This is a genomic window from Virgibacillus salexigens (assembly GCF_000723585.1).
GTDB lineage: Bacteria > Bacillota > Bacilli > Bacillales > Amphibacillaceae > Virgibacillus > Virgibacillus salexigens.
In genome coordinates, this window is the sequence record NZ_CCDP010000003.1 from 210,059 (window position 1) to 229,302 (window position 19,244).

Here is a 19,244-nt window from a genome sequence, read left to right on the forward strand (position 1 = left end):
ATATTTCATTGACAATAAAAATATTACCTTCTAGAATGAACCTATAGTTAGAAGTCGACAGTCGACAAAATCTTAATAGCGCTTTACAAAGGGGTTATATTCATGGATGAAAATGGCGTATTGTTAAAGAAATCTTTAGGAGAATTAATCGCAGAACAATTAAAAAAGGATATCCTGATTCGAAAGATTGAATTTGGCGAACGTTTGATTGAAGCCGACATTGCTGAGCGTTTTGATGTGAGCCGCAGCACAATACGAGAGGCTTTGAAAATTTTAGAGCAAGAAGAATTAGTAATGAATAAGAATAGAAAAGGGACGTTCGTTTCCAAATTTACGAATGTGGATTTAGATGAAATGACGGAATTACGTTTGATGATTGAAACAAAAGCTTTTATAAAAGCTTTAGATCACCTGGATAAAAAGCATTTCATTGAATTGTCTGCTATTATCGACGAAATGGAAATACAAGCAAACAATGGAAATTGGGACCAATTGTTTGGTCTAGATTTACAATTTCACCAATATGTAATTAATAGATGTGGGAATTCTCGAATTATTAAAATATATGAATCCATTGCCGTTCAAATTAGAGTATATATGGCACATTTAGATCAATATTATTCTAGTCCTCAATCCTATTATAAGGAGCATAAAGCTTTATATGAAGCTTTACTTCAAAGGGATGCTGCAATCGTACAAAAACAAGTGGAGCAGCATATCAAATATGTAGAAGATAAGCTATTAAGGAATAGCTAAACCGGGATAAAGAGAGGAGTGGTGTTTGATGGAATCCGTTCTTTTAAGGGAAATTTGGCAGGCGCGAAAACGGATTTCTGCAATTACCCAACCAACACCTCTGATTTATTCAGAAAATCTATCTGCTTTAACAAACAAATCTGTTCATTTGAAAATGGAAAATTGGAATACAACCCATTCATTTAAAATTAGAGGTGCGGCAAATAAGATATTAAGTCTGTCGCCTGAACAACGCTCTAGAGGCATTACAACTTTTTCCACGGGTAATTTTGGAATTAGTGTTGGATATGTTGCAAAGCAACTGGGCATCAAAGCTGTTATTTGCATATCAAATCGAGTCCCACAAGCTAAGGTTAATGTATTGGAAGCTACGGGTGCAGAAATAAAGGTCATTGGTTCATCTCAAGATGATGCTGAGCGATATAGTCGTGAATTAGAACAGAAACACGGTCTTTCTGTTATACATCCATTTGATGATCCGAAAGTGATTGCTGGATATGGGACCATGGGGTTAGAGATCTTATATGATTTACCTGAGGTTGATACTGTTCTAGCAGGTTTATCAGGGGGCGGATTGCATTCAGGTCTTGGGGTAACATTGAAAACAATGCATCCAGATCTAAGATTAATAGGTTTATCTACTGCACGAGGAGCTACGATGTATGAGAGTTTACAAGCTGGTTATCCAATTGAGCTTCAAGAAAAGGATACATTAGCGGATAGCCTGCTTGGAGGAATTGGTAAAAATAATCAGTATACATTTTCGCTTGTTCAAGCTTATGTTGATGAAATCAAAGTATTAGATGAGCAATTATTTGCAGATGGGATGACATATATGCTTGATAAGCATCGCGTTATTATTGAGGGGGCAGCCGCTTCAGGCATTGGTGCCATCCTTCATCAGCAAGTACATCTAGGTAATCATGTGGTTATTGTAATTAGTGGAAGTAGTGTAGATACATCGACTATTTTAAAGCTTATGAAGGATAAATTTGGTTAGGGGGAACGTTCATGGGTAAAGTCTTATATAATCAACAGTTTGTCGAAAGAAGTAAACTAATTGATATTGAAGACAGAGGATACCAATTTGGTGATGGAATTTATGAAGTTATTGGAGTTTATGATGGGGCTTTCTTTTTATTGGATGAACACTTACAGCGATTAAAACGAAGTGCAAAGGAAATTCAGTTATCTTTACCATATGAATTAACGGAGTTAAAAGAAAAATTAGTGGAACTTGTGTCTCTAAATGTATTAACAGACGGGGTGGTTTATTTACAAATTACGAGGGGTGAAGCTGAAAGATGGCATCATTTTCCTCACGAGTCAGTAACACCTATACTTATTGCCTATACCAAAATAGAAGAAACCTTAGATGAAGCTAGCAAGAATGGAGCGTCAGCCGTATTGACAGAAGATATCCGTTGGCTCCGGTGCGATATTAAAACGCTGAACTTATTACCAAATGTAATAGCGAAGCAAAAAGCAGTAGAAAACAATGCAGTAGAAGCTATTCTTCATCGAGGTGATGTGATTACCGAGGCAAGCGCATCTAATGTCTTTATGGTTAAAGACGGAAAGGTTTTCACCCATCCTGCAAATAATTATATATTAAATGGGATAACACGCCAGAAAGTATTGGAATTATGTGATAAGCTACAAATAACTGTGCAAGAAGAAGCTTTTACAATACATGATTTATTAGCAGCAGATGAATTGTTTATTACGGCTACTAAATTAGATATTGTTCCCATTATTCAGGTAGATAACCAGCCCATTGGTTCCGAAATTCCCGGAGAAACTACGAAGAAAATTATTCAAGCCTTTCATTCATCTCTTCAAGCATTGCGTATCTCGTAAATGAAGTGAAACATGAGGAGGTTTATTCATGTTCCAGTATGCGAATATGTTAGTAGAGAGTAATACCATAGCTGAAATCAATCTATCCGCATTTCATCATAATGTCCGTGAAGTAAAAACAAGATTGGCAAATGCGATGATGATGGCAGTTGTTAAAACAAATGCATATGGACATGGAATTGTTCCAATTGCTCAACAAGCGGTGAAAGCAGGGGTGGATAGGTTGGGAGTTACGAGCTTAGAGGAAGGTGTTATACTCAGGCAATGTGGCATCCCTGTTCCTATTCATATTCTCCCGCCAATTACCCCTTCTCAAGCAGAAGATGTTGTTTATTACCATTTAACGGCAACAATTAGTTCCAAAGCAGCTGCCCATGCAATTAGTGAAGTTGCTGTTCAACACGGAAAGGTTATGGCCGTTCATTTAAAGTTAAATACTGGATTACAACGATTTGGTGTTGAACCAAGTGACGTGCTTTCATTTTGCAGGTCATGTTACCAGTTAGAAGGGCTATACTGGGAAGGGATATATACCCATTTTTCTAATGCGGATGAGGGGGACTGGAAAACTACAAACGATCAATATGATTTATTTAAAGATGTAGTACAAATACTAAAGGCCAATGATTTTGAATTTCCGATCAAACATGTTGGCGCATCCACTATTGCACTTGAAAGAAAGGATTTGCATTTGGATATGGTACGTCCAGGTATCGCACTCTATGGGTATCATCCAGATGAAAGACAAGTGAATGATATTCATTTGAAAAGGGTCATGACCTTAAAAACAAAAGTCATTCATATTCGAAGTCTACCACCACAATCTAAGGTTGGCTACGGGGGAGAATATGTAACAAAAAAAGAGGAACGTATCGGCATACTGCCTATTGGACACGGAGACGGCTTTAAACGGTTACTATCGAATAATGGCTTTGTGTTGGTAGAAGGAAAGAAGTCAGAAATAATCGGTACCATTTCTTTAGATCAAACATTTGTTAATTTAACAGATATCCCCCATGTAGAGGAAGGAGCTGAAGCGGTTATTATCGGCGATCAAGAAAACCAAACAATTACTGCAAGAGATATCGCAACTTGGATTAACAGTAATATAGATGAAGTATTAGCTAGCTTAATGAGTAGAATTAAGCGTGTCTATGTGTATAGAGAAAAAGGATAGTTGTGTTAGTCCAATTATAAGTGTCTATAAATACCTGTGGGCCATAGGTGTTTTTTTATGTTTATTTACAGACTAGTAGTATAAAAATCTATCGATTTGATCATGCTAGGTAACGATTAGACATGATGTCTGCCTTTCACTAGTAGGTCTTTTTTAGTATAGTATATAGTATATAGCTATAATAGGTAGATATGAACTGAAAAATAATTGAAAATTTACATAGTTTTAAATTTGTTTGTTGAGAGGGGTTCGTATATGGAAGGTACAAAGGTTTACAATCCAAAAATAAGTAATGTCATCCATAATATTAATAAAGTAATGATTGGGAAAGAACATGCAGCGGTTTTAAGTCTTGTTGCTCTATTAGCAAAAGGACATGTGCTTTTAGAGGATGTGCCGGGTGTTGGAAAAACGATGTTAGTAAAAACGTTAGCCAAATCACTAGATTGTGATTTCCGCCGCATCCAATTCACACCAGATTTACTACCTTCTGATGTAACAGGTGTTTCCATATATAACCCAAAAACGCTGGAATTTGAGTTTCGGGGAGGGCCTATATTAGGAAATATTATTCTAGCGGATGAAATAAATCGAACCTCTCCAAAAACACAATCTTCCTTATTAGAGTCAATGGAAGAAAAAAACGTGACAGTAGATGGGAGGACACTCTCTTTAGCAAATCCGTTCTTTGTGATGGCCACACAAAATCCGATTGAATATGAAGGTACCTATCCATTGCCGGAAGCACAATTAGACCGATTTATTTTGAAATTAAAGATGGGCTACCCAACGTTTGCTGAAGAACTTGAAATGCTGGAACGTACTTCTGGAGATCATCCAATCGAAACCATTGATGCTGTTATAAGTAAAGATGAACTAATAGTAATTCAGGAAGAAGTGAAAGCTGTCTATATTGATACAAATGTGCAACAGTATATCATCAATTTAATTGCTAGTACAAGATCAAATCCAGCGGTCTATTTAGGAGTAAGCCCAAGAGGGTCAATCGCTTTAATGAAAGCTGCGAAGGCGTATGCGTATATTATGGAACGGGATTATGTATTACCTGACGATGTTAAGTATCTAGCGCCATTTGTATTATCTCACCGGCTTATTCTTCATTCTGAAGCAAAATATGAAGGTATGTCTACAGGTGATGTAATTGCCTCTATTATTAAACATACGCATGTACCGATTCGAAAGGAATTCCAATCATGACGTCTAGGTTCCGTGTAATAGCCAGTGGTATAGTAGTCGTCTCCTTTTTTTTACTTTTATTTTCGTATGCAATGTTTCAAGGTGGATTTGTCAGCTGGTTTCTATTTTTTAGTTTTCTACCTATTTTTTTATATGAATTGGGATTTTTATTGCATAGCATGAAAACATGGAAGGTTTCAAGACAATTATCTCATTATGTAATTAGAGCTGGTGATGGTATAGACGTAAAATTAGTGATAAAACGAAAATTACCATTTCCTTTGTACTATTGTATCTGTGAAGAGGTGGTACCAGAAACGTTAAGAAAGATAGATACCAAGCATCAAAAATATTCATTGATGGATGATCCAGGTGAACTATACACGAATCGAAATTTAAAAAAGGTGTTCTTTCCGTTATGGAAGCGAACATTCACGATGACCTATCGGCTTGAACAATTGCCTAGGGGTGAACATCTCTTACAAACGGTTCGAATACGGACGGGAGATTTTTTTGGATTAGTTAAAAAAGAATATACTTTTCACGTAACTGATGTAATTATAGCTTATCCTAATGCCAGGCCGATTGTAATGAAGGAACAAATTAGCAGCTTCCAACAAGGTACTGCTTCGACTTCAGCATTTCAATTAAATAATTCCAATGTTGCGACCGGAATTCGTGAATACATGCCTGGAGATCGTTTTTCGTGGATCGATTGGAAACAGACAGCTAAAAAAAATACGGTGATGACCAAAGAATTTGAACAAGAAAAAAGTACGGACATTCTGCTCATGTTAGATAATGGCATTTACCCAGAAACGAATTATGTCGTCTATGAAGCGATGGTGGAAGTGGTCCTTTCCCTAATGGAGGGGTTGAAAAAACAAGCTAGTCAAGTTGGTTTAGTAACTATTGGAGAGAAAACAGTATATTTTCCTGTCCATCATGACCCAGTCAAGTTAGATATGGTGAAAAATCATTTAACACGTATTCAGCCAGATGGGATTAAGCCTTTTTCGATTCGTGTTGAAAGTGAATTTGCCAAAGCAGGAGCTGGAAATGTAATCATCTTAGTAACGAGTCATATCGATATTGCGTTTATTGAAATCGTGAAGAAGATGAATCAACGAACGAAACGTATTGTACTTATTTTGATTCAATCAGCCAAGCATCATGAGAAAAATCGTCTTTTCATTCATCAGTTGCAGTTTGAAGGTATTCATATCCATATATTGACAGAACAACATCTAAAACAAAATCAATTAGAGGTGAAAGGAATATGATGAAATATGAACAAAGTAGACCGATTTTTTTCACTTCTTTATTGTATATTTGTGGATACATCCTTTTTTTAGAATGGTTGTATCCTTTGGAGCAGGTTACGGATACGCATAATTTAACTGTATTTGTTATTTACAGTGCTTTCTGTTTTGTTATTTCACTTTTTCAAATAAAGTGGTGGCTATCGTTTATTCTAAAAGGTGTCGCGCTTCTATTTATTGTAAATCATTTATTTTTTGAGACAACTTTTTTAAGTCCTAATTGGATGGAGCAGCTATTTCTTGATATTGGTTTTAATATGGATGCCGTATTATCACAAGCTTGGTATCAATTAACTCCAATGTTTCGTAGTGTTTTATTTTTATTACTCATTTGGCTTATGAGCTATCTTCTGCATTACTGGTTTGTTGTCATGAAGAAGATTTTGTTATTTGTCTTGCTTACATTCGTGTATTTGGCTATCTTAGATACGTTTACCGTATATAATGGAGCTTTGGCGATTATTCGAGCGTTTATTATATCGTTTATTGCGTTAGGAGTTGCGAATTTTAGTAAAGAAATGGATCGTGAAGCTATTTCGTTTCCATGGATGAGAAAATCTGCTGCGTGGATGATTCCTATCATTGCGATAGTTGCCTTTTCTTCTGCTGTAGGATTTGCAGCTCCAAAATATGATCCACAATGGCCGGATCCAGTCCCGTTTATTCAAAGTTCAGCAGAAAATGCTGGTATTGCAGGAGAAGGATCGGTTGTGCAAAAGGTTGGTTATGGTGAAGATGATACGAGATTAGGTGGCTCTTTTGTTCAAGACTATACACCGGTATTTCAGGCAAAAGCAGAGGAAAACCATTATTGGAGAATAGAAACGAAGGATGTTTATACAGGGAAAGGATGGACGAATAGCTCAGAGGCAAATTATGTACCAACAAATAGAATTCCTCCAATGTATGATAATACGGTGGATACGGAAGAATTAGAAGCAACCATTGAATTTCAAGGCAATACGTCGTTTGATAAAATTTTGCATCCATATGGTTTCAAAGAAATTTCGACACATAGAGGAAATGCATATGTTGACTTGAATTCGGAAGCAATACAACTGCGTGATGAGGGGTTTGAAGTTATAAATGATTTGAATACATTTACCGTTGATTATGATTACCCCACATTTAATATTGATAAGTTACGGGAAACCCCAACAATTAGAGAATCATTAGATAGCTATACACAGTTGCCAGAGACTTTACCAGAACGTGTAAAAGAATTAGCCAAAGAAATAACGGCAGGAGAGGAAACAGCTTATGATAAGGTGAAAGCAATTGAGCAGTATTTCTCAACGAACGGTTTTACTTATCAAACAACAGATGTTCCCGTACCTAAGGAAGGTCAGGATTATGTCGATCAATTCTTATTTGATTCAAAAGTAGGTTATTGTGATAATTACTCGACTGCAATGGTGGTTTTATTACGCTCCATAGACATTCCAGCTAGATGGGCTAAAGGATTTACTGGTGGAGAAGAGATCGATTCGACATCAGACTATAATGTATATGAGGTTACCAATGCAAATGCCCATTCATGGGTAGAAGTTTTCTTTCCTGAAATAGGCTGGGTTCCATTTGAACCCACACAAGGATTTTCTAATCTTTCCGATTTTCAAACTTCCATGGCGGATACAGGTGCTGAACAGGATGATGTATTAGCCCAGCAAGACCAAGATGAGCAACAGACACCGGAAGAAACTCCTCAACCTTCACAGGAAGAAGAAAATCAAGAAGCTGAGGCTGCAATGGCTTCACCGTCTGAGGGAAATAGCTCATTCCATTGGTTATATCTCGTTATCCTACTTGTTATCCTTGCGTTGTTGGTATTTATTGGTTATCGAACCAGATTCAGGTGGAAAACAATAATAATAAAAAGAAAGTTTATGGCTAATTGGAATGCGGAGAACTATCAGGAAGCATATCATTACGTAATGAAACTATTACGACATCGAGGGGATGGCAAATTGCCAGATGAGACCTTAAGAGAGTATGCTGTTAAGATAGATCGAAAATATTCTACAGATGAAATGAAAAAGTTAACGCAGCATTATGAGCAGCTATTATATCGCCAAGAAATCAGAGAAGTTCCTAGAACGGAGATTGCGCAATTATGGCAAAATTTAATTAAACGGATATTGGCTTGACCTTCCTAACGTTGGTTAGTAGAATAGGGACATAATCCAACAAATTAATCAGACATGCCGTTCGTATATCCTCGATAATATGGGTCGAAAGTTTCTACCGGAGCACCGTAAATGCTCTGACTATGAAGGCAGAAGATCAGTATATCTGGATTTCTGCCTTTTTGCATTTAAGAGAGTGCGAATTTCGTTCTCTTAATCGCAGAAGGTAGGAATCCAGTTTTTGTTTTAAAAGAACAATGATGGGCGAAGCGGCGGATTAAATATAGATAGGAGCTATGCAGATGAACAACAATGAATTGGTTTTAGTATTGGATTTTGGCAGTCAATATAATCAACTAATCACTCGTCGAATTAGAGAACTTGGTGTATATAGTGAATTGCATTCACATAAGCTCACTGCTGAAGATATAAAGCGAATGAACCCAAAAGGAATTATTCTTTCAGGTGGGCCACATAGTGTCTATGATGAGAATAGTTTTCGTTGTGACCCAGAAATCTTTGACTTAGGTATTCCGGTTTTAGGGATATGCTATGGTATGCAGCTAATGTCGCTTCATTATGGTGGGAAAGTAGAAAAAGCGAAAAACCGTGAATATGGAAAAGCGCTTATTGACCTAAAAGAAGATCCAATTTTATATAAAGGTACACCGAAGCAGCAAACGGTTTGGATGAGTCATGGAGATAAGGTAATACAGGAACCGGCAAATTTCCAAATCGATGCAACGAGTCAATCTACGCCAATTGCTGCAATGAGCCTTCCAGAAAAAGGCCTTTATGGAGTACAGTACCATCCAGAAGTGCGCCATTCTGAATACGGGAATCATTTACTAAAACAGTTTGTATTTGATGTATGTCAATGTGCAGGGGACTGGACGATTGAGAACTTCATTGACATGGAAGTAGAGAAAATCCAACAAAAGGTTGGCGATCGTAACGTCTTATGTGCATTAAGTGGTGGTGTTGATTCATCTGTTGTGGCTGCTTTAATTCATAAAGCAATTGGCGATCAACTCACATGTATCTTCGTTGATCATGGCCTGCTTCGTAAAAATGAAGCCGATGACGTTATGAAAGTGTTTGCTGATGATTTCCATATGAATATTATCAAAGTAGATGCAAAGGATCGTTTTCTTTCAAAACTTGAAGGGGTCGATGATCCGGAGCAGAAACGTAAGATTATTGGAAATGAATTCATCTATGTATTCGATGATGAAGCAGCGAAATTGAAAGATATCGACTTCCTTGCACAAGGAACACTGTATACAGATATTATTGAAAGTGGAACGGAAACAGCTCAAACGATAAAGTCACATCATAATGTTGGCGGGCTTCCAGAAGATATGCAGTTTCAATTGATTGAACCATTAAACACCCTCTTTAAGGATGAAGTCCGAGAGTTAGGCTCCCAACTGGGAATTCCTGATCATATCATCTGGAGACAACCTTTCCCTGGTCCAGGACTTGCTATTCGTGTATTGGGCGCAGTAACAGAAGAAAAACTGGAAATTGTTCGAGAATCGGATGCCATTCTAAGAGAAGAAATTGCTAAAGCTGGATTAGAAAGAGATATTTGGCAATACTTCACCGTACTCCCTAATATTAAAAGTGTGGGAGTAATGGGCGATGCAAGAACATATGACTATACGATTGGTATTCGAGCTGTTACCTCCATTGACGGCATGACGTCGGATTGGGCTCGTATTCCTTGGGATGTATTAGAACGAGTGTCTACAAGACTGGTTAATGATGTACAGCATATCAACCGCGTTGTGTATGATATTACTTCTAAGCCACCAGCAACCATTGAGTGGGAATAATCGAACAAAAACAATAAAAAAATATTCAACGTTCGTGTTTTGTTGACTTATGTAGAAAAAAATCGTATGATAATCCTATAAATAAAAAATAATGCGTATAATTTCGGGGATATGGCCCAGAGTTTCTACCAGACTACCGTAAATGGTCTGACTACGCAAAAAATAGATAGGTCAAGGATGTCATGGGATTTTCTCTGTATATGACAAATACGGCCTTTAATATTTTTTGCATAGAAGAACACTCTAGGGGAGAACCTTAGGGTGTTTTTTTATGTCCTATGTTTTTTATTGGGAAATGCAGAAAGATAGGTTATTTATATAGCAAGAAAGCCTGGATATCTGCTATTTGAAAGGGGAAGAAAAATGAAGAAGTATTTTCGCTTTAAAGAATTAGGTACGAACTATCGAACTGAATTTATGGCTGGATTAACCACATTTCTAGCTATGGCTTATATTTTATTTGTTAACCCATCCACTTTAGCGCTAGTAGGTATTGAAGAATTACCGGACGGCGTTACTCGTATGGATCAAGAGGCTGTATTTGCTGCAACAGCTATTGCGGCAGCGGTCGGTACGTTATTTATGGGAGTTATTGCAAGATATCCAATTGCTTTAGCACCAGGTATGGGATTAAATGCATTTTTTGCTTATACGGTCGTATTAGGTTACGGAATTCCTTGGGAAACAGCGTTAGCTGGCGTACTGGCATCAGGGATAATCTTTGTTATTCTCACATTAACTGGATTCCGCGAGAAAATTATTAATGCTATTCCAGCGAACCTTAAACTTGCTGTAGGAGCAGGGATAGGATTTTTTATCGCATTTATCGGTTTTCAGAACTCCGGAATCATTGTTGCGGATGATGCTACCTTGTTAGCACTTGGGGACATTACATCGCCATCTGTCCTGCTTTCGATATTTGGGCTCGTAGTATCGGTTATCTTAATGGCGATCGGTATTCGTGGTGGGATCTTTTATGGAATGATTTTGACGGCAATTGCGGGTATGATTGTTGGATTAATTGATCCGCCATCTGGAATGAATGGTATTGTTGGGGAAGTACCAAGTCTTGCTCCGACGTTTGGACAAGCGTTCGCTCATTTCGGAGATATCTTCACCATACAAATGCTTGTTGTCATTTTAACCTTTTTATTCGTTGACTTCTTTGATACAGCAGGTACGATTGTTGCAGTTGCTAATCAAGCAGGATTTATTAAAAATAACAAGTTACCACGTGCGAATAGAGCGTTATTTGCTGATTCAGCAGCAACAGTAGTTGGGGCTTCCCTTGGTACGTCAACAACAACATCTTATGTGGAATCAACAGCAGGTGTTGGTGCTGGCGGGCGTTCTGGCTTTACATCTGTTGTAACTGCCTTGTTCTTCTTGTTAGCATTATTTTTCTCGCCATTACTAAATATTATAACTGCCGAAGTGACGGCGCCAGCTTTGATCATTGTTGGGGTTCTGATGTGTTCTGCATTGAAAGATATTGAATGGAATCATTTTGAAATCGCAGTACCTGCTTTCTTGATTGTTATAACCATGCCGCTTACCTACAGTATTGCAACAGGGATCGCAATTGGGTTTATCTTTTATCCAATCACCATGTTATTAAAAGGGAGAGGCAAAGAGATTCACCCTGTCATGTATGCTTTATTTATTATCTTTATTTTATATTTTATCTTCCTAAGTTAGTAACAAGATAGTCTTGGTAAAGAAGAATCTGAACGATTATCCATTCTATTCGGATAGTAGTTCAGATTTTTTCTCGTTTATCTTTCTTGGTCATGAACATAGGCTTCTTTTCCATAAGGGAGGATATGGTAGATGAATATTAATACGGTTCCTATTGAAGAAACGATTCCCATACCAGTGTAAAGTGTGCCACCACCATAAGAATCAATGAGTGCTCCTCCTACCAATGAACCAATAATACCTGATAATCCAAAAAAAGTTGCAAAGAAAACAAGATGCCCCGTAGATTGCAATAACTTAGGAATCAATCGAGAAATATAGTTAAAAGACGCTAAATAAAATACTCCAAATGTTAAGCCGTGTAGGAATTGTAAGCCAATAATCTGGTAGGGGCTATCAGCAGCTCCGTAGATAAACCACCGAATGCTGTAAAGTACTCCTGCAATAATAACAAAAACAAGTGGATGATACTTTCTGAACCAAAACCCTGCACTAGCGAATACAACCGCCTCTGTCACAACGCCTACAAACCATGCAGAACCAACTAAACCTTCGCTTCCACCAAGTTGTTCAATATATAACCCAATGAAACTGTCATTTGCACGATGCGTAATACTTAAAAACATAATAAAAAGTAAAAAGATAACAAACGGTTTACTTTTAACAATTGCGCTGACATCCTTTAATTGAATTGGATCTGACTCTACTTTGACGTCAGTGAGTCGGAATGTCACAAGTAATGCAAGTGCTCCGAAGAATAAATAAGGAATAATCATATACTGAATCCCAACTCTAGTAAGGATTTCACCAATGATTAAGGATGACGTTGCAAAGCCGACAGATCCCCACCAACGAATTTTTCCGAAGGACACACCTAATTCATCCGCTCTTCGTTGCGCAAGGCTATCTCCTAATGCACCAATGGGTGTGACGAAGAAATAAAAAATAGCCCCCATTAAAATAATTGCAATTAAGGTTTCCATTTGGAAGAAAATAATGCTTGTAATGAGTAAGCCGATGATACAGACTTGGATGACCCGTTTTACCGTTTTATATTTATCACTCATGTAGCCCCAGAATGGCTGTGCAAAAATCGCGGCAAGTGGACCAACCGCTAACACGTATCCAATTTCATTACCGTCTAAGCCTTTGTATTTTAAATACAAGGGTAAATAACTAAGAATAATGGTGTTTGTGGCATGAAAGGCAAACAACAACATCTTCAAGGGTGTTAAGGATTGTTGATTAGACAAATATCTCGCTCCTGACTTTATAAAACGTTATCATTTTATGGCATAAATTAACCCCTGCAGCGAGAGGGTTAATTTAGGCGTTAATTATTCCAAAATTTTTCTATAAATTCATCTCTTCCAGATTTAGCACGATCTTCCTTATACGCTGTTTCATTTTTTTTGTAGAAATCTTGATGATACGCTTCAGCTGGATAAAAAGTAGAAGCAGGAAGTATCTTGGTTACGATTGGCTTTGTGAATTTGCCGCTAGCGGCTAGGCTTTCCTTCGATGCTACTGCAGCTGTTTTTTGCTCTTCATTATGATAAAAAATAGCAGTACGATAAGAATCTCCACGATCTTGGAATTGACCGCCATCATCTGTAGGATCAATTTGTTGCCAGTACACATCTAAAATAGTTTGATAGGATAGGATGGAAGGATCATAAATAATCTCAACCGCCTCATAATGCCCTGAATCACCAGTTTTAACATCTTCATAAGTCGGGTTGGATAGATGGCCGCCTGTATATCCGGATACGACCTGTTCGACGCCATCCCATTGGTCAAACGGTTTTACCATACACCAGAAGCATCCTCCAGCGAATGTAGCTCGTTGTTTCGTCATTTTATCCCTCTTTCGCCGTACATATTTTCATTTGCCATTAATTTATATAGAATAAAGATACTATATCATATTTAATAAGGGCGTGACATGATGGAAGAGCCATTTATTCATAAAGTATTTATAGAAAAGGAGAAAAAAACGGGAAATTCGGATAGGCTGGATTCACCTTCGAGTAAGAGCAGAAATAAAAACCCTATACAGGAGAAGCTTTGGTTGAGTGAGCGCGGGTTCATGACAGATGCATTGACAGAGGAAAACCAAAATAAGCAGGTTGAACAAGCAGTTTTGGCTTATCCAATAAAACATTATTATAGATGGCAAGAAGAGTTACAGCTAGAGAATATCGAGGTTGGCTCCATGGGCGAAGATTTTTCGGTACTAGAGATGGATGAGTATTCTGTATTTATTGGAGATATATACCGTATTGGAGATGCGGTTATACAGGTAGCGCAGCCCCGTCTACCAACGTGGCATATAGCTGAGCGTTTGCAGGTTGAGGATTTAGCAGTACGGATGCAACGTACGGGACGTACCGGCTGGTATTTTCGAGTGCTGAAAGAAGGGTTTATTCAGGCTGGAACAGATATAGATTTAATGGAACGACCAAATCCGAGATGGTCCATTGCAGCTTGTAATGAAATCATGCATCTATTCAAGGAGGATTTACGATTAGCTGAAGAGCTTATGCATTGTCCGGCACTTGCAAAAACATGGAAACAAGCATTGAAAAAAAGGTTATTGGGATTACCGTCGAATGAAAAGAAACGTTTATATGGTATTTAAAAAGCAGATATGCCACGAACTTAGGTTACCCGTGGCATATCTGCTTTAGCTATCCTCTAATACATGAACATTGATTCTATTTTTCCGACTTGTATCTGAGATTAAACGATGTAGTTGAATATAGACAAGGCCATTTTTGTAAGTAGCCTTAATTTTATCAGAACGAACGGGGAATGGTAGCGATATGCTTCTTTCGAAAACTCCTTGCAGAATTTCCTCTTGTACGACAAACCCTCGGGCATTGTCAATGTCAATTGACCCCTTGAGCTCTAAAGTCGCGTAGTCAACATATACATTAAGTTTATCAAGATCTGTTAATCCGGGTATATTAACTACACAGAAAAGTTCATTATCCGTTTGATATAGGTTTATTTGTGGAATGTTAGGTTTTATAATGCCTTCAAATTCATTCCAAAAGCTGTCGCCAAAGAAATGGTCCATATTCTTTTTCCAATCGGACATTTGCTGAAACGGGTCCAAATGATCACCTCATTTTAGATTTAACCTGATATATGAAAAGGGGACTTAGAAAGCATAGGGAATCATTGTTCCAGGTTAAGGTTTTTCATATTATCCTTACATTAGCCTATGCCCATTTGTGTGGATGGTGAATAGGAAATGAGCATGAATATAAAATGATTTCATATGATTGAAAAATAAGGTATGCTTAGCTTATAAATATAGGAGGGTTTCGCTTGTTAAGTAATGCATTTATAATGGTTGCAATTATTCTTGTGATTAACATTGTCTATGTTTCTTTATCCACTGTACGAATGATTTTAACCTTGAAGGGCAGACGGTATATCGCCTCCATAGTGAGTATGTTTGAGATAGTTATCTATGTGTTAGGGCTAGGGCTTGTATTAGATAACCTTAATGAAATTCAAAATTTATTAGCCTATGCCATTGGTTTTGGGATCGGTGTTATTTGTGGTTCGAAAATTGAGGAGAAATTGGCATTGGGATATATAACCGTTAACGTCATTTCTTCTGATCCAGATATTAAATTTACTAGAATGTTACGTGACAAAGGGTATGGCGTGACAAGCTGGTATGCATATGGAATGGATGGAGACCGGTTATCGATGCAGATTCTTACACCTCGAAAATATGAATTAAACCTTTATGAAACGATTAAAGAAATTGATCCGAAGGCGTTTATTATTGCTTATGAACCAAAGCAAATATATGGTGGTTTCTGGGTCAAGCAAGTTCGAAAAGGTAGATTAATGAACCCTAAGAAACGGGCAGAAGAGGATGTAGCAGGTAATAAGCGACAACAGGTCGATGCTGCTTCAACGCAATCATTAGACGATCAAGAGTAGGCCACTGATGGCTTGCTCTTTTATATTTGGTTAATTGCATAAAAACCGAACATTAACGAAAAAAAACAATAAATTGTTCGTTATTTTATTGACATAGCCTTGTTTCCTTGTTATTCTTAAGTCGATCGAACAAAATATAGATCCTCATATAAAACTGAGAATACGGCTCAGAAGTTTCTACCCAGCACCGTAAATGACTGGACTATGAGGGAAGTAGAATCGTTGTGCTAAACAATGATTTGTTTGAATGGATGAAAGACAGGTCTATTCTCTTCTCTCATTAGCCCTGAGGGTAGAAGAATAGACTTTTTTGTTTTTCTAAAAAATTGATATAAGTTACGTAAATGTGTTGTTAAATTAATTGCAACGATTATACCAGAAAGACTAATAGGGGGATTGTCATATGGTTGGAGTGATTATGGGAAGTATTTCAGATTGGGAAACAATGAAACACGCTTGCCAAATATTAGATGAGTTACAAATTCCGTATGAGGAAGATATCATTTCCGCTCATCGAACGCCTGATACGATGTTTACCTATGCGAAATCGGCTCGGGAACGTGGACTTAAAGTGATCATTGCTGGAGCTGGGGGAGCAGCTCACTTGCCAGGTATGGTTGCCTCGCAAACGACATTACCAGTAATTGGTGTGCCTGTGCAAAGCAAGGCATTAAACGGTTTAGATTCACTGTTATCGATCGTGCAAATGCCAGGTGGCGTACCGACTGCAACAGTGGCAATTGGAAAAGCAGGAGCAAAGAATGCTGGTATACTAGCCGCGGAAATTATTGGTGCTTTTGATGACTATGTTGCTGCAAAACTAGCTACATATCGTGAGGAAATGAAGGCGAATGTATCAGAAATGAGGGAAGATCTTGCGAAACACAACTAATATCATTTTACCTGGACAAACAATCGGGATTATTGGCGGAGGACAGTTAGGACGAATGATGGCAATTGCAGCAAAATATATGGGATATCGCGTAAATGTGTTAGACCCTACTGCTGCATGTCCTGCAGCGCAAGTAGCGGATCATCAAATCATTGCTGATTATGCGGATTTAGATGCTATTCAAGAATTAACAGCATTAAGTGATGTCATAACGTATGAGTTCGAGAATGTTGATTTACATGCTGCAGCTTATATTGAACAACAAGGGAAGTTACCTCAAGGCTCGTTTGCATTAGAAGTTACACAAAATAGAGAGAAAGAAAAGACATTAATGGAGGAAGCAAATCTTCCAGTCCCTCCATTTTCAATTGTTAAGAATGGAGCTGAATGTGAACAGGCTTTAGCCGACTTTCCATTTCCAGCTGTAATTAAAACATGTCGTGGTGGTTATGATGGGAAGGGGCAGCTAAAAATAGAAAATAGGGAACATATAGCTGCAGCAATCGAATTTGCTGAGCAACATGCTTATTGTATTGTTGAACAGTGGATTCCTTTCGACAAAGAGATCTCCGTAGTCTTTACCCGATCATTAAAAGGAGAAATTACCTTCTTTCCAGTTGCTGAAAATGATCATAAAAACCATATTTTATACCAGACTACCGTTCCAGCTAATATTACCAATGATGTGGAAAAGCAAGCGTATGAAGCAGTTGAGCAGCTTGCTGAGCATATGGATATTGTGGGAACTTTCGCGGTCGAATTATTTGTCAAAGGCGATGGGATTTACTTGAATGAAATGGCTCCAAGACCACATAATTCTGGTCACTATACAATTGAAGCTTGTACGGTTTCCCAGTTCACTCAACATATTCGAGCCATTTGTAATCTGCCTTTAACAGAAGTTAGATTGTTAGAGTCTGCCGTGATGATAAATATCTTAGGCGAAGATCTAGAAGCTATACTTCAAGCAATGACCAGGGCGTCTTCTGGTTTTGTTCATTTATATGGAAAAGATGAAGCAAAATCAAAACGAAAAATGGGACATATTACATTCATTGGGGCTACAATGGATAAAGTAAACGAGCAAATTCAGACATTCGAGGAGGCCAAACAATGATTGAACGTTATACCAGAGAAGAAATGGGATCGATTTGGAAAGAAGAAAATAAATTTAATGCATGGCTTGAAGTAGAAATTCTAGCTTGTGAAGCCTGGAGTGAACTAGGTGTTATCCCTAAAGAAGACGTAGAAAAGCTCCGTGCAAAAGCATCATTTGATATGCCGCGTATTTATGAGATTGAACAAGAAACAAGGCATGATGTAGTTGCATTTACCCGTGCTGTCTCAGAGACGTTAGGAGAAGAACGTAAATGGGTTCATTACGGACTAACTTCAACGGATGTAGTTGATACAGCCCTTTCTTATGTAATAAAGCAAGCAAACGAAATTCTTCGTAAAGACTTACTTCAATTTATTGACATCTTAAAAGATAAAGCAAGTGAACATAAGCATACGGTAATGATGGGAAGAACCCACGGCGTTCATGCAGAGCCGACAACATTTGGATTAAAGTTAGCACTTTGGTATGAAGAAATGCAGCGGAATTTGGAGCGTTTTGAAGCGGCGGCAGCGAATATTGAGTTCGGTAAATTATCTGGAGCTGTTGGTACGTATGCAAATATTGATCCATATGTTGAGCAATATGTATGCGGCAAGTTAGGGCTAACGCCTGCTCCAGTATCTACACAGACGTTACAACGTGATCGTCATGCTGCTTATATGTCGACATTAGCATTGATTGCGACATCAATCGAAAAGTTCGCCACCGAAATTAGAGGATTGCAGAAGACGGAAACACGCGAGGTAGAAGAACGGTTTGCAAAAGGACAAAAGGGTTCATCCGCCATGCCCCATAAACGTAATCCAATTGGTTCGGAAAATATGACAGGAATGGCACGAGTAATTCGTGGTTATATGACTACAGCATATGAGAATGTTTCCTTATGGCATGAACGGGACATTTCTCATTCTTCAGCAGAACGAGTCATATTACCTGATGCAACCATTGCCCTTAACTACATGTTGAATCGCTTCGCTAATATCATTAAGAATTTAACTGTTTTTCCAGAGAATATGAAGAAAAACATCGATAAAACATATGGCGTTATTTTCTCACAACGCGTGCTGCTTGCGTTAATCGATAAAGGAATGGTTCGCGAGGAGGCATATGACATTGTTCAGCCAAAAGCGATGCAAGCCTGGGAATCAGGTACCCATTTCAAACAATTAGTAGAAGCAGATGAACAAATTATCAGCCAATTATCACCAGCAGAAATTGAAGATTGTTTTGACTATACGTACCATTTGAAGAATGTCGATGTTATTTTTGATCGAATTGGATTAAAGTGAGGT

At 37.9% G+C, this 19,244-nt stretch carries 17 protein-coding genes and 3 riboswitches; of the genes, 14 read left to right on the plus strand and 3 right to left on the minus strand.

Annotation, left to right across the window (positions count from 1 at the left end; translation table 11 throughout):
- The first annotated feature begins 102 nt into the window (after window positions 1-102).
- The 9 genes from BN990_RS19255 (at window position 103) to BN990_RS19295 (ending at window position 11,974) form a co-directional block, all read left to right on the plus strand.
- Window positions 103-756 carry a GntR family transcriptional regulator gene (locus BN990_RS19255; RefSeq protein WP_038246419.1) on the plus strand — a complete coding sequence of 218 codons (654 nt, stop codon included), beginning with the start codon at window positions 103-105 and terminating at the stop codon, window positions 754-756.
- A gap of 28 nt (window positions 757-784) precedes the next feature.
- Window positions 785-1,756, plus strand: a complete 972-nt coding sequence (locus tag BN990_RS19260) for a pyridoxal-phosphate dependent enzyme (RefSeq protein ID WP_038246422.1) — start codon at window positions 785-787, stop codon at window positions 1,754-1,756.
- An 11-nt stretch (window positions 1,757-1,767) separates the two neighbouring features.
- Window positions 1,768-2,616 (plus strand): D-amino-acid transaminase, encoded by an 849-nt coding sequence (dat, locus tag BN990_RS19265; protein WP_038246423.1) that lies wholly within the window; start codon window positions 1,768-1,770, stop codon window positions 2,614-2,616.
- A 28-nt stretch (window positions 2,617-2,644) separates the two neighbouring features.
- Entirely contained in the window at window positions 2,645-3,793 is a 1,149-nt protein-coding gene (gene alr, locus BN990_RS19270) for an alanine racemase (RefSeq protein WP_021290775.1), read from the plus strand.
- Window positions 3,794-4,048: 255 nt separating this feature from the next.
- Complete coding sequence (locus BN990_RS19275) at window positions 4,049-5,011, plus strand: AAA family ATPase (RefSeq protein ID WP_038246424.1); 963 nt, start codon at window positions 4,049-4,051, stop codon at window positions 5,009-5,011.
- Between the two features lie 158 nt (window positions 5,012-5,169).
- Complete coding sequence (locus tag BN990_RS19280; RefSeq protein ID WP_238323688.1) at window positions 5,170-6,273, plus strand: DUF58 domain-containing protein; 1,104 nt, start codon at window positions 5,170-5,172, stop codon at window positions 6,271-6,273.
- On the plus strand, window positions 6,270-8,459 hold the full coding sequence (locus BN990_RS19285; protein WP_038246426.1) for a transglutaminase TgpA family protein: 2,190 nt from the start codon (window positions 6,270-6,272) through the stop codon (window positions 8,457-8,459). The genes BN990_RS19280 and BN990_RS19285 overlap by 4 nt, the downstream gene beginning before the upstream one ends.
- 41 nt (window positions 8,460-8,500) lie before the next feature.
- Window positions 8,501-8,602: riboswitch (purine riboswitch) on the plus strand.
- A gap of 138 nt (window positions 8,603-8,740) precedes the next feature.
- Window positions 8,741-10,276, plus strand: coding sequence for a glutamine-hydrolyzing GMP synthase (guaA, locus tag BN990_RS19290; RefSeq protein WP_038246428.1), 1,536 nt, complete (start codon window positions 8,741-8,743; stop codon window positions 10,274-10,276).
- Between the two features lie 73 nt (window positions 10,277-10,349).
- Window positions 10,350-10,450, plus strand: a riboswitch (purine riboswitch).
- A gap of 189 nt (window positions 10,451-10,639) precedes the next feature.
- Window positions 10,640-11,974: an NCS2 family permease gene (locus tag BN990_RS19295; protein ID WP_038246430.1), complete on the plus strand. Its 1,335-nt coding sequence runs from the start codon at window positions 10,640-10,642 to the stop codon at window positions 11,972-11,974.
- A 77-nt stretch (window positions 11,975-12,051) separates the two neighbouring features.
- Here the strand turns inward: BN990_RS19295 and BN990_RS19300 are convergent, their stop codons facing one another.
- Window positions 12,052-13,227, minus strand: a complete 1,176-nt coding sequence (locus tag BN990_RS19300) for an MFS transporter (protein WP_038246431.1) — start codon at window positions 13,225-13,227, stop codon at window positions 12,052-12,054.
- Between the two features lie 80 nt (window positions 13,228-13,307).
- The gene (msrA, locus tag BN990_RS19305; protein WP_038246433.1) at window positions 13,308-13,832 is read right to left on the minus strand and encodes a peptide-methionine (S)-S-oxide reductase MsrA; all 525 of its coding nucleotides are present in this window, start codon (window positions 13,830-13,832) and stop codon (window positions 13,308-13,310) included.
- A gap of 213 nt (window positions 13,833-14,045) precedes the next feature.
- Here msrA and BN990_RS19310 point away from each other — a divergent pair, with 213 nt between their 5' ends.
- Window positions 14,046-14,615 (plus strand): MOSC domain-containing protein, encoded by a 570-nt coding sequence (locus BN990_RS19310; protein ID WP_232620912.1) that lies wholly within the window; start codon window positions 14,046-14,048, stop codon window positions 14,613-14,615.
- A gap of 45 nt (window positions 14,616-14,660) precedes the next feature.
- Here the strand turns inward: BN990_RS19310 and BN990_RS19315 are convergent, their stop codons facing one another.
- Window positions 14,661-15,077, minus strand: coding sequence for an Hsp20/alpha crystallin family protein (locus BN990_RS19315; RefSeq protein WP_234447121.1), 417 nt, complete (start codon window positions 15,075-15,077; stop codon window positions 14,661-14,663).
- 233 nt (window positions 15,078-15,310) lie between these two features.
- On the opposite strand from BN990_RS19315, the gene BN990_RS19320 reads away from it, so the two are divergent.
- The 4 genes from BN990_RS19320 to purB all read left to right on the plus strand — a co-directional run bounded on the left by BN990_RS19320 (window position 15,311) and on the right by purB (window position 19,241).
- A complete protein-coding gene (locus BN990_RS19320) occupies window positions 15,311-15,940 on the plus strand; it encodes a DUF2179 domain-containing protein (RefSeq protein ID WP_051739322.1) in 630 nt (209 codons plus the stop codon).
- 124 nt (window positions 15,941-16,064) lie between these two features.
- Window positions 16,065-16,165, plus strand: a riboswitch (purine riboswitch).
- Window positions 16,166-16,343: 178 nt separating this feature from the next.
- Window positions 16,344-16,832 (plus strand): 5-(carboxyamino)imidazole ribonucleotide mutase, encoded by a 489-nt coding sequence (gene purE, locus BN990_RS19325; protein WP_021290764.1) that lies wholly within the window; start codon window positions 16,344-16,346, stop codon window positions 16,830-16,832.
- Entirely contained in the window at window positions 16,816-17,949 is a 1,134-nt protein-coding gene (purK, locus tag BN990_RS19330; RefSeq protein ID WP_038246441.1) for a 5-(carboxyamino)imidazole ribonucleotide synthase, read from the plus strand. Before purE ends, purK begins: the two co-directional genes overlap by 17 nt.
- Window positions 17,946-19,241, plus strand: a complete 1,296-nt coding sequence (purB, locus tag BN990_RS19335) for an adenylosuccinate lyase (RefSeq protein WP_038246442.1) — start codon at window positions 17,946-17,948, stop codon at window positions 19,239-19,241. The genes purK and purB overlap by 4 nt, the downstream gene beginning before the upstream one ends.
- Window positions 19,242-19,244 lie beyond the last annotated feature (3 nt).